13 protein-coding genes are annotated in these 14,810 nt (G+C 35.1%); 8 read left to right on the forward strand and 5 right to left on the reverse strand.

The features are described from left to right. Positions 1-15: 15 nt before the first annotated feature. Positions 16-1,944: a Dam family site-specific DNA-(adenine-N6)-methyltransferase gene (locus tag ACZ5R4_RS12665; RefSeq protein ID WP_464367427.1), complete on the reverse strand. Its 1,929-nt coding sequence runs from the start codon at positions 1,942-1,944 to the stop codon at positions 16-18. Between the two features lie 331 nt (positions 1,945-2,275). On the opposite strand from ACZ5R4_RS12665, the gene ACZ5R4_RS12670 reads away from it, so the two are divergent. Then, entirely contained in the window at positions 2,276-3,964 is a 1,689-nt protein-coding gene (locus ACZ5R4_RS12670; RefSeq protein ID WP_464367428.1) for a DUF262 domain-containing protein, read from the forward strand. Between the two features lie 585 nt (positions 3,965-4,549). On the opposite strand, the gene ACZ5R4_RS12675 is transcribed toward ACZ5R4_RS12670, so the two are convergent. Next, the gene (locus ACZ5R4_RS12675) at positions 4,550-4,789 is read right to left on the reverse strand and encodes a DNA adenine methylase (protein ID WP_054861304.1); all 240 of its coding nucleotides are present in this window, start codon (positions 4,787-4,789) and stop codon (positions 4,550-4,552) included. Between the two features lie 1,509 nt (positions 4,790-6,298). After that, positions 6,299-6,778: a 23S rRNA (pseudouridine(1915)-N(3))-methyltransferase RlmH gene (rlmH, locus tag ACZ5R4_RS12680; RefSeq protein WP_464367429.1), complete on the reverse strand. Its 480-nt coding sequence runs from the start codon at positions 6,776-6,778 to the stop codon at positions 6,299-6,301. 163 nt (positions 6,779-6,941) lie between these two features. On the opposite strand from rlmH, the gene ACZ5R4_RS12685 reads away from it, so the two are divergent. From ACZ5R4_RS12685 to ACZ5R4_RS12695, 3 genes are all read left to right on the forward strand, one after another. Then, complete coding sequence (locus tag ACZ5R4_RS12685) at positions 6,942-7,301, forward strand: Lin0512 family protein (protein ID WP_054861303.1); 360 nt, start codon at positions 6,942-6,944, stop codon at positions 7,299-7,301. Between the two features lie 25 nt (positions 7,302-7,326). Then, positions 7,327-8,319, forward strand: a complete 993-nt coding sequence (gene mgrA / locus ACZ5R4_RS12690; protein WP_277680090.1) for an L-glyceraldehyde 3-phosphate reductase — start codon at positions 7,327-7,329, stop codon at positions 8,317-8,319. 87 nt (positions 8,320-8,406) lie between these two features. Continuing rightward, complete coding sequence (locus ACZ5R4_RS12695) at positions 8,407-9,246, forward strand: Cof-type HAD-IIB family hydrolase (RefSeq protein WP_464367430.1); 840 nt, start codon at positions 8,407-8,409, stop codon at positions 9,244-9,246. A 45-nt stretch (positions 9,247-9,291) separates the two neighbouring features. On the opposite strand, the gene pdxR is transcribed toward ACZ5R4_RS12695, so the two are convergent. Further along, a complete protein-coding gene (gene pdxR, locus ACZ5R4_RS12700) occupies positions 9,292-10,770 on the reverse strand; it encodes a MocR-like pyridoxine biosynthesis transcription factor PdxR (protein ID WP_464367431.1) in 1,479 nt (492 codons plus the stop codon). Positions 10,771-10,876: 106 nt separating this feature from the next. On the opposite strand from pdxR, the gene ACZ5R4_RS12705 reads away from it, so the two are divergent. The 4 genes from ACZ5R4_RS12705 (at position 10,877) to ACZ5R4_RS12720 (ending at position 13,920) form a co-directional block, all read left to right on the forward strand. After that, positions 10,877-11,659: a PhzF family phenazine biosynthesis protein gene (locus tag ACZ5R4_RS12705; RefSeq protein ID WP_464367432.1), complete on the forward strand. Its 783-nt coding sequence runs from the start codon at positions 10,877-10,879 to the stop codon at positions 11,657-11,659. A gap of 77 nt (positions 11,660-11,736) precedes the next feature. Beyond that, the gene (locus ACZ5R4_RS12710) at positions 11,737-12,312 is read left to right on the forward strand and encodes a LysE family translocator (RefSeq protein WP_277680094.1); all 576 of its coding nucleotides are present in this window, start codon (positions 11,737-11,739) and stop codon (positions 12,310-12,312) included. A gap of 11 nt (positions 12,313-12,323) precedes the next feature. Beyond that, on the forward strand, positions 12,324-13,103 hold the full coding sequence (locus tag ACZ5R4_RS12715) for an AraC family ligand binding domain-containing protein (RefSeq protein WP_464367433.1): 780 nt from the start codon (positions 12,324-12,326) through the stop codon (positions 13,101-13,103). 97 nt (positions 13,104-13,200) lie between these two features. Further along, complete coding sequence (locus tag ACZ5R4_RS12720; RefSeq protein WP_464367434.1) at positions 13,201-13,920, forward strand: tubby C-terminal domain-like protein; 720 nt, start codon at positions 13,201-13,203, stop codon at positions 13,918-13,920. A gap of 74 nt (positions 13,921-13,994) precedes the next feature. Here ACZ5R4_RS12720 and ACZ5R4_RS12725 read toward each other — a convergent pair whose 3' ends face one another. Next, positions 13,995-14,591 (reverse strand): hypothetical protein, encoded by a 597-nt coding sequence (locus ACZ5R4_RS12725; RefSeq protein WP_464367435.1) that lies wholly within the window; start codon positions 14,589-14,591, stop codon positions 13,995-13,997. Positions 14,592-14,810 lie beyond the last annotated feature (219 nt).

The following is a 14,810-nucleotide window of genomic DNA, read 5'->3' on the forward strand; positions in this document are numbered from 1 at the left end:
TAAATCCTCCACTCCCTAATAACCAACAAATAAATATTCTTCTACATCATTTTTATTTTTTCCAACCTTTTCTCTTTGATTACCAAACGAGTATTTATGGTTAACCGATACCACATCAACGTTCTGCTTATACTTGGATAGTATTTCAAGCATTTCCGATTTAGTTGGTAAGGAATTAGAAGAATATGATACTATTAAAATGCTATCTTTGTGTTTCTTGAAAAGCTTATCAAAAGCATCATGGGCACCGTTCCTGGAATTAAATGGTGTCGGATAACTTTTGAACTTTTTCGTTTTAGTATTTTCTTGAATCTCTACACCTTTCCAATCCTTGGCTAGTCCTTCTACAAAATGATACCTACGAACATACTCATTATCTGAATAAGGACTATAATAAGGTGGGTCAATATATACTAAATCAGCCTTACGTCTACTGGTCATAGCATCTCCATGACGTGACTTGTTTTGTTTTCCATTATCAAAAACTGCATTATTATATAATTTTACTGCTTCTAAGAAGTGTTCTTTTAAAGTTAATTGTAAATCTCTTCTACCATCATTATACCTATCTAATCCTGTATAAGTAAAAATACCTCTGGGTCTTCTTTTCATACATGCTCTTATCAACGAAGACATAGCCAAAGCTTGCTTATACTTATTTTTTAATAATGGTATTGCCATTCTTAATTGGTCAATAAAAGCATTATCCTCATCATTAAAATATATTCCTTTAAAAGTTTCAGATACAAAATCATCTAATTTTATTTCTACATTAAATAATTTATTTAAGTCTTTGTCTATTAGTACAGTTTGATTATTTTCTACTAAAGCCTTTGTAAACGTGGAAGAGAATGCCATGTAATCATTACTAAATACTTCTTTCCCTTGGGCTTTAAACATATATGAAACAATGCCACTTCCAGAGAATATATCTGCTACACTATTAAATTCAAACTGGGATGCTACTCCCCAAATATGCCTTAATAAATTTCCCTTGCTCCCCATAAAACGGGTGCTAGGATATTTTTCAACTTGAGATGAAAGTTGTACTTTATCTGGAACAACAACAATATTTTTCTTTGGCTCGACTTTAACTAATACGTCTTCACCGTTACGCTTATTTCCTTTACTACTAATATTTCTTTTTGTTTGATGGACACTTATTTCAAAGTCGCTATACAATTCATGAACTAAAGGATGGTTAGAATTAGTTAATAGAACATAACAGCCTAACTCATGTAATCTTTTTACTTCATCAGCTAACTCCCTATGATCTTCTTCATAAAATTGCTCTTTGGTATAACGTTTAAAATCGGAGTACTCACTAATTGGTAAATACGGTGGGTCTAAGAAAACAAAGTCGCCAGGTTCTGCATAATCTCTTAAAACTTGTTTATAGTCACCATTAAGTATATTTGCATTTTTTAATACCTTACTAGCCGATCTAAGCCTTGATTCATCACATATTTTTGGGTTTTTATAATTGCCAAAGGGAACATTAAACTCCCCTTGCTTATTTACTCTATATAAGCCATTGAAGCATGTTTTGTTTAGATAAATCGTTCTAGCAGCTCTTTCTACTGGTGAAAGTTTTGCAATATCTATTTTACGTGTTGATAAAAAAAAGGCCTTATCATTAGGCATTAGTTTTAACCGTTCAATTAATGCCTCCACCTCACTAGAAACAACTCTATACAAATTAATTAACTCTTCATTACTATCTGCAATTACTGCATTTGATGGTTGTAATGAATAAAACAGTGCTCCACCACCAAAAAAAGGTTCGATATATTTATTGAACCTTTTTGGTCTAGCATCTTCCAATACATTTAAAAGCTGTGTTTTCCCACCTGCCCATTTTAATATAGGCTTTGGAGCTTCTATTTTTTCAATTTCTGTATTACTAAAATCAAACTCTAAATTATTACTAGGGTTATAGGTCATTTCTATTCACCTTTCGACCTTGACTAATTATATTTTTATTCTACTACAAAAACAGAAAACATACCATTATTCGCACTAAATTTCAACGCTTATTCTCTAGCCAAATTAAAAACACTAAAACCAACACCTTCGTACTCTTTCTAAAGCCCAATAGATATACAGACAAAAATGAAATCGATTTTCTAATGCTTGACCCACAGCTGCTTTAAAAGACGGACTCCTTAACCATCACTTTTACGTTAGAGCCTTCAATATTTTTATTGCTTTATTAATTTTATTATTTTATCATAGGTAAAAGAAACTAAACCTATCTCACTATAGGAGGGACACTATGAATACATTTGATGCACACAAAAGAACAGTTAAAGAAGTTTTTACATACATATATGAAATCCCATTTTACCAACGTGGTTATTCATGGAAAAGTGATCAAATTAGGCAGTTTTGGGACGATTTAATGATGGTAAAAGAAGAGGGCCACTCAGAATACTTTATGGGTTCGATTGTTATTAATGAAGAAAACAAAGATTTATTGCAAGTGATAGATGGCCAACAAAGGTTAACTACAATTACAATATTTTTATCAGCAATTAGAGATTTACTTATTATAAATAATAACAAAGAATCGGCTTTTAATATACATCAGAATTATATTGCAGAGAGAAACATATGGGGAAAAGATAAATTTCGTTTAACGTTATCCGAAATAAATCTAGAATTCTTTCAAGAATTTATACAATTACCAATTGATAATGATAGTAGAAAAGGACAAGATGATTTTAGCAAAATCTCTAATAATAGAAGAAGAGCCTCTAACGATTTAATTTGGAATGCCCACCTAGAAATAAAAACTTATGTAGAAAATTACCTAATAGATAATGATAATGACTTAAATAGTATTTTAGAATTAGTAGAGTTACTTACCAAAAGTTTCTTAATTATTAGTATAAGTGTTAATAGTGATACTGATGCATATATAATCTTCGAGACTCTCAACGATCGTGGTATGGATCTATCTACAGCGGATTTACTAAAGAATCACTTATTTTCTAAAGTGAACAAAACTGAAGTATCTACAGTTCAGAGAAGTTGGACAGAGCTTACAAATACCCTTAATCAAGATAATATAACCACATTTTTAAGACATTACTGGCTTGCAAAATATGAGAGAGTTACAGATAAAAAATTATATGAAAAAATTAAAAGATATTTACAAAAAAGAAATGTATCTGTAAGAAATTTTGTTGAAGAGTTAAATGCCAGTGCTGATATTTATGTAAACATTAAAAACCCTACTTTAAGTTACTGGTCAGATAATGAATTAGTGAAAAGTTTACAAAATATTAATACATTGAATTATAAAACAGCTTATTCCTTAATTTTGATAGGGAAATTAAAACTTAGCAACAGTAATTTGAAAACAATTGCTGATGCATGCGAAAAGTTTGTCTTTAAATTTACTACTATTTGTGGTTATAGTCCCAGTGAAGTTGAAAAAATATTTGGCAATGTAACTAAAGTACTCCGTGACAATGGGGATAATGGAGTCCAAGATGTTTTGGATATGTTAAAAAAACGTCAACCTTCTGATACAGAATTCTCAAAGGAATTTGCAAATTCTGTGATTTCTAAACAGAAGATTCAAAAATATATACTAGAAAAAATAGATAACTCATTAGGAACAGGTGAAAGAGTAGTATCAACTAATTCCAAGGAAATCCATGTTGAGCATATTATGCCAAAAAAACCGAATGATTGGTGGGTAAAAGCTACAGATAATGATAGTGATATGTATGAAGAATATGTTGATAGAATTGGCAATTTAACTCTATTGAGTCGAAGTTTAAACCAAAGAGCTTCAAATAAAAGTTATATTGATAAAACAAAAAATTATTATAAGAATTCCGAATTTAAAGTTACTCAAGATATATTAAACTATGATTCATGGGGTGTTAAGCAAATTGAATTACGCCAGGATGCTTTATCTAAGTTAGCTTCAACAATTTGGAGCATTAGTTAATAGTAAACCCTATTTCTAGCATTCTTTCCTCTATAAAAACAGCGTCGCTAAGAAGAGTAGCTCTAAGCACCGCTGTTTTTATTATTAAAAAATTTTAGTACCCAACAAACAAATATTCTTCACCTCATCTTTATTCTACCCTACGCTACTAGCTTGGTAATCGAAAGAATATTGAAACTACTTCTACATTTTCTTTATATCCCAACAATCCAACACCTCAGATTTTGTATGTAAAGAGTTAGAAGAATAAGACACTACCTAAATACTATCCTGTTTTTTATAGAAAACGTTCATAAGCTTCATGAGCTCATGGCGTGATTTATTTTCTTTACCGTTACCAAAAACAGGTTCATTATAGATATTTACAGCTTCTTTAAAATATTCTTTTAATGATAATCTTAAATCTCTACTATCATCATTATATTTATCTAAACCTGTTTAGGTAAAAGGCCTCTGGGCCTCTTTTTAAAAATGTTCTAATAAATGCCGACATGCTAATGCTTGTTTATTTTTATTATCTCATTTTGGAATTGTAGATCTCAAATGTTTAATAAATTATTGTCCTCATCTATAGAGTAAAGTCCTTTAAAATTTTATTGGAACGTAATTATCAATTTCTACATCCATGGTTAAAATCAAGTCTAAATCATTTTCAGTTAATTTGTATTGATTATTCTCGACTAAAGTCTTAGTAAAGATAGATGAAAGTCCTATATAATCATTACTATATACTTCCTTACCTTGCGCTTTAAACCTAATTGAGACAATACCACTACCCGAGAAGATACCAGCAACATCAAGTTCGAATTGTAATGCTACTCCCATATGCGTTTAAGTAAGTTTGATTTACTCCTCATAAACCAATTGCTTGGGTGCTTTTCCATTTAGAGGGGAGAGCTTTATTTCATCAGGTACAACCTTTATGTTTGATTTAGGATATACCTTTACGAGGACATTTTAACCAGTTCTTTTTCTTCCTTTACTGTTTATATTTCGTTTTGGTTTAATGAACACTAATATTAATTTCACTGTATAATTCATGTACTAAAGAATGGTTTGAATTTGTTAAAAGGGCGTAACTCCCTAGTTCAATATAATGTTTTGACTACTAATGCTAAATTCTAGATGATCTTCCTCGTAAAGTTGGCCTTTGTGTAACGTTTAAATTTAAGTACTTACTTATAGGTAAATATTGCGGTTCTAGAGAAATAAAATAACCAGCCCGAGCATACTCACGTAGACCTTGTATATATAGTCACCATGGAGAGTTTTAGTTTTTTTGCAATAGTATAACTGCTGCTCTTAAACATCCTTATTACATATTTCAGGATTTTTGTTATTACAATTAGCCCTTCTTATTCACTTTTGTAAAACCCATTAAAGGCTAATCCTTCTTTTCTGGCTGCTACAATAGCATTTTCTGGTGAAAGTGAAAAGAATAAAGCACCCCCTCCAAAAAAGCTCAATGTATTCTTTATATTTTTTGGAACTGTTTCTATAAGTACTTCAAGTAGTTGAGTCTTATCTCCGGCCCATTTTATGGTAGGTTTAGATCACTAAATTTTTTCAATAAAAACGTCTTTATAAGTAATTTTAAAATTACTCATGTATTTTCCTCTCTCTAAAAAGTTAAATTTTACAATTTCGCTGTTATACTTCGTCTATTTTCTTTTTGGTTAATTTTAAATCTCTATATTTTTTGTATCAAAAAACTTCTGTACAGCAGCACCTAATTAAACTCAGGAACAAGTAAAATAATACATATATGTTAAATTAATAAATCTCAAGATAACTTTTAATTTGACTAGGAAAATTAAAGTCTTCATCCTTTACTAGCCTCCGCATCATATAAAACTATGTGAAGATTTGCTAGTGGTAGTTTTGTTAGTTAACGCTCTAGCCATCTGTGGGACTAATTATTGATGACTAATAGAAGATTGGATTGCTCCCAACCATCTGCGTCTAATTCTATTTTGATTTTTCCATTATCTTCGGTTATTAATGAACCATCCTAAATATCAATTAATCACCTAACCTCTATAGTCAATTTTCCAGATCTATCAGTAGGTTCTTGAAATTCTATAGCATAGCCACTATTATACCGGTTCATAAATAACTAAAAATTGTTTATTGCTATCTAGCTGGATATGATGTAAATCCAAAAGCCACTTCAACATAGTAGTTGTTCTGCGTAGATATTACTATTCTGTAAAATAACTATCCACCTACAATTATTGCTAAAAGTAATCACTACTAATGTTATGCACTTAAAAGGATTTCCAACTAAAAAACCACACCCAAGTGTTCTTCGAATTATATCAAGAAAGCCAATAGCTACTTATGATAAGGTTCCCCCTTCAAAATCCGAAACCCCCGATAAACCTGCTCCACCAAAACCAGTCTCATCAACTGATGCGGGAACGTCATCTTGGAAAAAGACAATGCATAATCACTTTGCTGCCTAACTTCCTCACTCAACCCAAGGGATCCACCAATAACAAACACAATTTTACTCTTCCCATGAATCATAAGCTGCTCCAATTTTTCGGCAAATTTCTCGGAGGTGATCATTTGGCCCTTTATTTCCAGGGAAATAATATACGCATCTCGGGGAATTTTCGACAATATTTTCTCGCCTTCTTTGCGTTTGACTTCCTCTTGCTCTGCTTTACTCATGTTTTCTGGGGCTTTTTCGTCGCGGACTTCGATTATTTCCATATTGGCATATGCGCTTAATCGCTTCATATACTCTTGTATACCCTGTTTTAAATATTTCTCCTTTAATTTTCCAACCGCTATGATCGTTATTTTCACTTGCTAATAACTTCCCTTCCGTTAACATTCATATTGCTATTGTAGCAAATTCCCATCCCATACACGAATCACGCAAATTGCTTTTCCCCCACTTTTACCTTAATCTTATAAGTAGGAGTCATAACGAAAACGATGCACTCCATTTGTAACTGGAGGCGATTACATGGAGAAAATCATTTTTATTGAAACAGGGACAGGAATTGATGTCCATGGTCAGAATGTGACGAAAGCTTGCTTACGGGCGGTAGAAAACGCCATTCATTATAATTCGATGCCAGGGATTAAGGATTACTTACCAGAACAGGATCTACATAATATGAAGGTCAATGTCCGATTGGCTGTACCAATGGACAAGGAGAAAGTCGACATCGAGAAAGTCAAAGCAGAGATTCCTTATGGTACAGTTACGGTCGAAGTAATCGATGGAGGAATGGCGACAACTTCAGGTATTGTCTTAGAGGATAAAGAGGACAAGAATGATCTGATGTATATTGTCAATGCCGCCGTAGAAGTAGGCTATTAGAAAAATTTTTCAGGGAGGAATGTCGATGCAGTATATCGCGAAGGTAAGGCGTTATCATGAAATGACATACAATCGTTGTGGGAGGTCTGGAATTAAGCTACCGGCTATTTCGTTTGGCTTGTGGAATAATTTCGGTGGCGAGGATGCGATTGCTAATCAGCGTAGAATGCTGATGAAGGCATTTGATTTAGGAATTACCCATTTTGACCTTGCGAACAATTATGGTCCACCACCAGGTATAGCGGAGCGTAATTTTGGGCGAATTTTGAAGGAAACCTTCTCTGCCTATCGGGATGAGATGATTATTTCGACCAAGGCTGGCTATCGAATGTGGGATGGTCCGTATGGAGACTGGGGATCACGGAAATACTTAATCTCTAGCCTAGATCAAAGCTTACAGAGAATGGGTCTTGATTATGTCGATATCTTTTATCACCACCGACCAGATCCGGAAACACCCCTTGAAGAAACAATGGCCGCGCTCGATCACATTGTCCGACAAGGAAAAGCCTTATATGTCGGAATCTCCAACTATAATGCAGAACAAACCAAACAAGCAGTGGAAATTCTCGAACAACAAAAGACACCATTTATTATACATCAAGCCGCTTATTCAATGCTAGATCGATCGATTGAATCAGGATTAACAGATGTACTCGAGGAGCATGGTGTTGGCTGTATTGCCTATGTACCATTAGCACAAGGACTTTTAACCAATAAATATTTAAATGGCATTCCTAAGGATTCACGAGCGGCAAAAGAATATATTCCTTTCCTCAATTCAAAGGATATATCCTCTGATGTACTACAAAAAATTAAACGCCTCAATGATTTGGCCCTATCGCGTGGACAATCACTTGCCCAAATGGCACTAGCCTGGGTATTGCAGGAGAAAACGGTTGTCTCGGCATTAATCGGTGCAAGTCGTGTCAGTCAAATCGAGGAAAATGTGAAGGCATTACAGAACTTAACCTTTACAGAGGAAGAGTTAAAAGTAATTGATGATGTGTTAATATAAAAGAGATCAGACACCTCACTGGATCGAGGTGTTTGTTTCATTTTTTCTAATCGATCAAGAATAGACAAAAAGTTAGCAGGTGGGAATATGACAAAGGTTATTTTTATGGACATAGACGGAACACTCGTAAATGATAATGGCGTGATTCCAGAATCAGCAAGGCTTGCGGTAAAGAAGGCAAGAGAAAATGGGCATCTCGTATTTATCTGTACAGGTCGCTCGAAGGCAGAGCTATTTGACGACATATTAGAAGTTGGCTTTGATGGGATCATTGGGGCAGCTGGTGGATATATGGAAGTGAATCAAGAGGTTATTTTCCATGAGAATGTCAAGGCTGAGGATGTACGGCAGCTTGTAGCGTTCTTTGATGAACATGGCGTCGACTTTTATTTAGAGTCCAATGGTGGTCTATTTGCGAGCAAAAACTGTAAGCAGCACCTTCATTCGATTATCGAGGATTATGTCAAGGAAAGGCCCGCGGCAAAGGAAGAAGTCGAAAAAGGACTACAACCATTTCATGATACTTTAATCGATGATCAGGATTTAATCAGAGAGGATATTAACAAGATTTCCTTCTTAGCATCTGATCTCCCGTTTGAGCGAATCGAGCAGGAATTTGCTTCAACATTTACCGTCATTCGTAGTACAGTTCCTTTATTTGGAGAAAATAGTGGTGAGCTCTCGATTCCAGGAATTCATAAAGCTACAGCCATCGCCAAATTGCTGGAGCATCTAAACATAGATAAGAAAGATACCTTTGCCTATGGAGATGGGATGAATGATTTAGAAATGATCGAATACGTACAGCACGGAATTGCGATGGGCAATGCCAAGGAAGCCTTAAAGCAAGCAGCAGATGATGTGACCGATACACATGATGAGGCTGGGATCTGGAATAGCTTTTTGAAATATGGGTTAATAGACTAAATAATGGAACCCTTTGGATAAGCGTTATCCAAAGGGCTTTTCTTTTCAAAAGTGAGGAGAGCTACCTTGTTTGTTCTTCAAATAAACAGCTGATTGCAGGAGATGACAAATGGTGGTTACTCCTTGTGTTAATGGTTGTTCATTCATATAAGAAAAGCTCAACCGCAAATGATGATTCTCTTGGTCTGCTGGATAACAAGCTACTCCCGGTAAAAAAGTGATTTGTTCTTTTTTTGTTTCGACTAAGAAGTGATTGGTGTCCATCCAAGAAGGGAGAGTGAGCCATATATTTAATCCTCCTTTTGGTAGGAACCAAGAAACTTCTTCAGGTGCGTGTTGTGACAAAATATCCAGAACAAGATCCCGCCTAATTTTTAAAGCTATTCTTAATTTTTTTAAATGATCCATCATTCTTTTGGAAGTAATAAATGGAATGATGGCTTTCTGCGTTAATAAGGGACTTCCTAAGTCGGTGTTAGCTTTCGCAGCTAATAAACGTTTGAATATAGAACCAGAGGCTGCTAAAATTCCTATTCTACAACCCGGTGCTAATATTTTACTTAAGCCTTTTAAGTAAATGACATGTCCTTCTTTATCAAGGCTTTTCATGGCTGCTGGAGGCTTTCTTTCAAAATAGATTTCACTGCAAGGATCATCCTCAATGACTAAGCTCTGCGTACTTTCGGCAATTTCAAGAATCTCTCTACGACGCTTAGTCGGCATTACGGCCCCAGTAGGGTTATGAAATGTAGGAACAGTATAAATGATTTTTGGTTTATATTTATCACACAAATGGTGCAGTAAATCCACCCTCATTCCTTCACTATCAACTGGAACAGTTAGAATGGTAGCACCTCTACCGCGAAACACATCAATAGCTCCTGGATAAGTTGGAGCTTCCATCACTACTACATCACCTGGGCCAACAAAAGTACGAGCAATGAGGTCAATTCCTTGCTGTGAACCACTTGTCACTAAAATATTTTCCGGATCTGTCGACAAGTTCATTTTCTGTAAATACTCCACCATTGCCTGCCTAAGTGCCTTATCACCTTGGATCTCCCCATATTTCGATAGAACCCTTGGATTTTTAGAAAGCATGCGATGAATTTCCTGTTCTAAGTATCGATTAGGTAAAAGTCCAGGATCGATCATAGAAGAGGAAAGATGGATTTTCTCTGGTACTTGATGAAAGCGAGCAAATTGAGACCTTGGTAAATAATCTTCTACTGACAGTTGCCAATCGTATGAACTGCTCCCTTTCTTCCCTTCTACCACTTCCTTTTTTGTCTTTTTTATAAAAGTTCCCTTCCCTTGAACAGATGTGATAAATCCATCCTGTTCTAGCTTTTGATAGGCTTTCACTACTGTAACTAAGCTTACACCAAGCTGTTTTGAGAGCTTGCGAACAGATGGTAGAGGCGATCCTTCTTCTAAGAAATCAGAACGTATTTGATCGAGAACAGAATGATATATTTGATTCGTAATGGACATGACAGCATTACGTTGTATTTCTATGTGCATGAGTTTATCTCCTTTAAGTGTTATACTCTGCCATTGAGTGTTATACCTTTGTAGATGTAAAATAACTGCAAATGATTAAAAATAGTATAACACTGGAGGGAATGAAATGAAATATTTCGTAGTAGATGCTTTTGCAGAAAAGGTATTTAAAGGAAATCCAGCAGGCATCTGTATCATGAGGGATTGGATTTCGGATGAGCTCATGCAGAAAATAGCGATGGAGAATAACCTCTCAGAAACAGCATTTGCCGTAAAGGAAGGAACACATTATGGACTGAGATGGTTTACACCTGGAGCAGAAATTAATCTTTGTGGTCATGCTACATTAGCAACAGCATTTATATTATTAAATAATCATGAAAGGAAATCCAATCAAGTGAAGTTTCGCACAATCAGTGGGGAGTTAATTGTAAATCAACAAGATAATTTATATGAATTGGACTTTCCTGCTGTTCCTTCCGAAGAGATGGAGGTTTCTGAAGAAATGATCCATGCTCTGGGAATCGTGCCAAAAGAAGCATTCTTAAATAGAGATCTTATTTTCGTATTAGATTCGGAGGAAGAAGTGAGAAACATAAGTCCTGACTTTGCCAAATTAGAAGCATTACCAGATGGATTGGGGGTTTGTGTAACAGCGAAAGGGAGAGACTATGATTTTGTTTCTCGAGGTTTTTTTCCTAAGCTAAAGGTAAAGGAAGACCCCGTAACAGGTTCTTTACATTGTAGTTTAATTCCGCTTTGGTCGAATAGACTAGGGAAAAAGGAAATGGTGGCGAGACAAATATCAGATAGAGGTGGGACGCTATATTGTAAATACGAGGATACTCGAGTGAAAATTGCTGGAAGAGCAGTGTTATATTCAGAAGCCGAATTAACTATTGAGATTTAATTCTGCAATAATATACTATAACCCCTTCCCTCTTTCACTGTAAAATAACAGAAGAAACACGGAAGGGAGTTATCCTTATGAATATCCTATCTTTTTTAACATATTGTTTTATTGTGACCTTTACCCCTGGACCTACGAATATTGTGATATTATCGACCGTTCATCAATCAGGGACGAAAAAAGCACTGAGATATACTTACGGGGCTACGATTGCCTTTGGTTTACTACTCGGTCTCTCTGCGATGCTAAATACATTACTTGTTACGGTCATTCCTAAGATTTTAATTTTCATGCAGGTCATTGGAACACTTTATATGCTCTATCTTGCCTATCAAATCTATCAATCAGATGCCTCCAACCGAAAGGTACACGATACCGGCACCTTTCTATCAGGCTTCCTGATGCAGTTTTTAAATCCGAAGGTGCTACTTTTTTGTATGACGGTCATCCCTAGCTTTATTCTACCGTACACACAAGCGCCATCTGCGCTAACCATTGGTGTTATCGTAATCACGATTATTGGATTTTTGGCATTTATAACATGGCTGCTCTTCGGTTCCATCTTCAGGACGTTTTTACAGAAACATAGTAAAATAGTGAATGTAGTGATGGCATTATTTTTAGCTTATTCTGCAGTGATGATCTGGATGTAGAGGTGATTGATTTGGACAAATTTATTTATAAAAAAGCTGCTGGTATTACGGCATTGTCAGCAAGCATTTCTGAATTTTCCTATAAAAAACATTCCCATAAGGAATATGCGATGGGGGTTACCTTACGTGGTATTCAACACTTTAACATGGACGGTAGCTTGCAATTGTCCTATCAAAATGGTGTGATGCTATTTAATCCAGAACAGGCACATGATGGTATGGCCCATGATGAAACAGGGCTGGACTACGTTATGCTATACATTGATCCCGAATTACTCTTTGAAGCAACGGAAAAGAAGGATTTGATTCATTTTTCCACCCCTGTTGTGTATGATGTGAATATCCAACAAAAAATACTGCGTCTATCTCATGCGATTTTAAATGAAAAAGATGAGGCGTTATGTAGTGAATGGTTCCTATCTTTGACAGATAGTCTTATGATGCGAAATAACCTTGCTGCAGATACGAAAAAAGATAATGTGCTGATACGAAAATCAAAGGAAATGCTTCATGCCAACATTGAAAATGTGCTAAAGCTTGATGAATTATGTAAAGAGCTTGGGCTATCGAAATTCCAGTTTATTAGATTGTTCAAATCCCATACCGGTATTTCCCCTTATCAATACTTTCTTAACTGTAAGGTGGAGCGCGCCAAGGCATTAATCGAAGAACATCGTGATATTTATACAGCTGTTGCGGAATGTGGCTTTGTTGATTTAGCCCATTTAAATAAACATTTTAAGAGTGTTTATGGGACCACAGCATTGGAGTATATTTCGCATATGAATTGATTCAAGGACTGAAACTTTCATTGGGAATGTTCGTAAATATATAGTAGAGTGGACTCGAAGTCATTCCATCAATTGCCAAATAGAAAGGATGTATTTTTTGAGTAATTTACTCATACTATTTATTTTTGGATTTATTGGACTTTCTCTTCGCTTTATTATTATTGGCGAGTTTGAGCTAGATCAACTATTCCTATTACTTCTATTTCCCATTGCTTCTATCCTCGTATATTTCATCATGAAGTGGCAGTACAATAAAGATCGTAATTACGAACCGAGAATGGGTGAAAGAGATCTTGTCACACGATTAGGGGATCGTGTTTCCACTACTAAAAAGAAGATGTATCACGGAAAAAAGCTAATTGGAACATACCAGCGTTTTTATAACAGATGGTGGAAACGCGTCGTTGCAGATATCATGAATAACCCAGGTTTATGGTATCTCAACCTTACCTTTTCCTTATCCAACGGGGAGGAAATAGTTTTTAAAGGAAAAAATGAAACAAGGATTCGTCGAAACAATGAATGGATTATTTATCTTAATAATGAAGTGATCGGTACTGTTAAAACAGATTACTCTCTGAAGAACATGGGGAAATTAAAGGAAAGCCTTTATTTAGAATATAAAGGAAATACATATCACTACCAATCATTAAGCATAAGGTCTGTAACAGAAATTATCGTTAGAGATTCTAAGATTGCGAGAGGTGAACGAGTAAGTGGGTCTATTTACGAGCTAACAGTAAATGATTCCCATGTAAAGGAAGCACAAATGCTGTTTATGGTTTATATTTTGTTTAACTATCAATTTGGGCAATGACTCAAGAATACGATTAGTAATCAATTATCCTAGTCGCAAAATTATATAACCTTGATTATACCAAGAAAATTCTATTAATCTGAATTTACAGCTAACTGAAGAACATCTAAAGGTTTAGATGTTTTCTTGTCAATTTTATAAACGTTGCTACCTTCCTGCCATTTAATGATAGTTTCTGGATGCTCTTTAAATCCATTGATCTCGATTGTACCTCTTTTATCCGGGGCTGGGAGATAATGTTCTTCCAAATAGTTAACAACTTCCTCGGACAAATCCTTTCCGTCCTCATAATTTTCGATGGTATATGCTGGGTTTGATGGAAAGTCTACTTCGATATACCAGTTACCCTCAGTCCAAGAAGTGTAAGCATGCCCTGCTGCGCCTTCGGTAAATGCTTTAATACCATGTCCTAGATCTGTATTGGTTTGATCAACTTTGCGATAAGCATCTAATGTAGCCCTTGCCTCAACCTCAGAGGAATAGACCGTTTCCTGAATCTTCTGAGTTCCTTTTTCATTGCTACTGCTACTGCCATCGTCACCATCTGTGGTTTCATTATTTTCATCTGTTTGATCGTCTGAACTATCTTGACTGGCCAGAGTAGACTGTTCTGAATTGGCATCAGTCTGCTGCTTTTGGCAGGCTACAAGCATAAAAATTATAAATAGCATTATCCATAATATAACAATCTTTTTTTTAGACATCCTATGTTCACTCCTTTTGTATATAGTAATTATTCCCTCCTCACATTGGAATAAACTAATTCTATTGGGTCTGTATAACTCATTACATTCCTTCTAACTATGAATGAATAGTAACTTCTAAGCTCAATTTTAAAAACACCTCTTCCATCGTTTATCTGATAGAAGAGGTGCTTTGATCTGCTTTCC

The sequence above is a fragment of the Gracilibacillus sp. JCM 18860 genome (assembly GCF_055395245.1).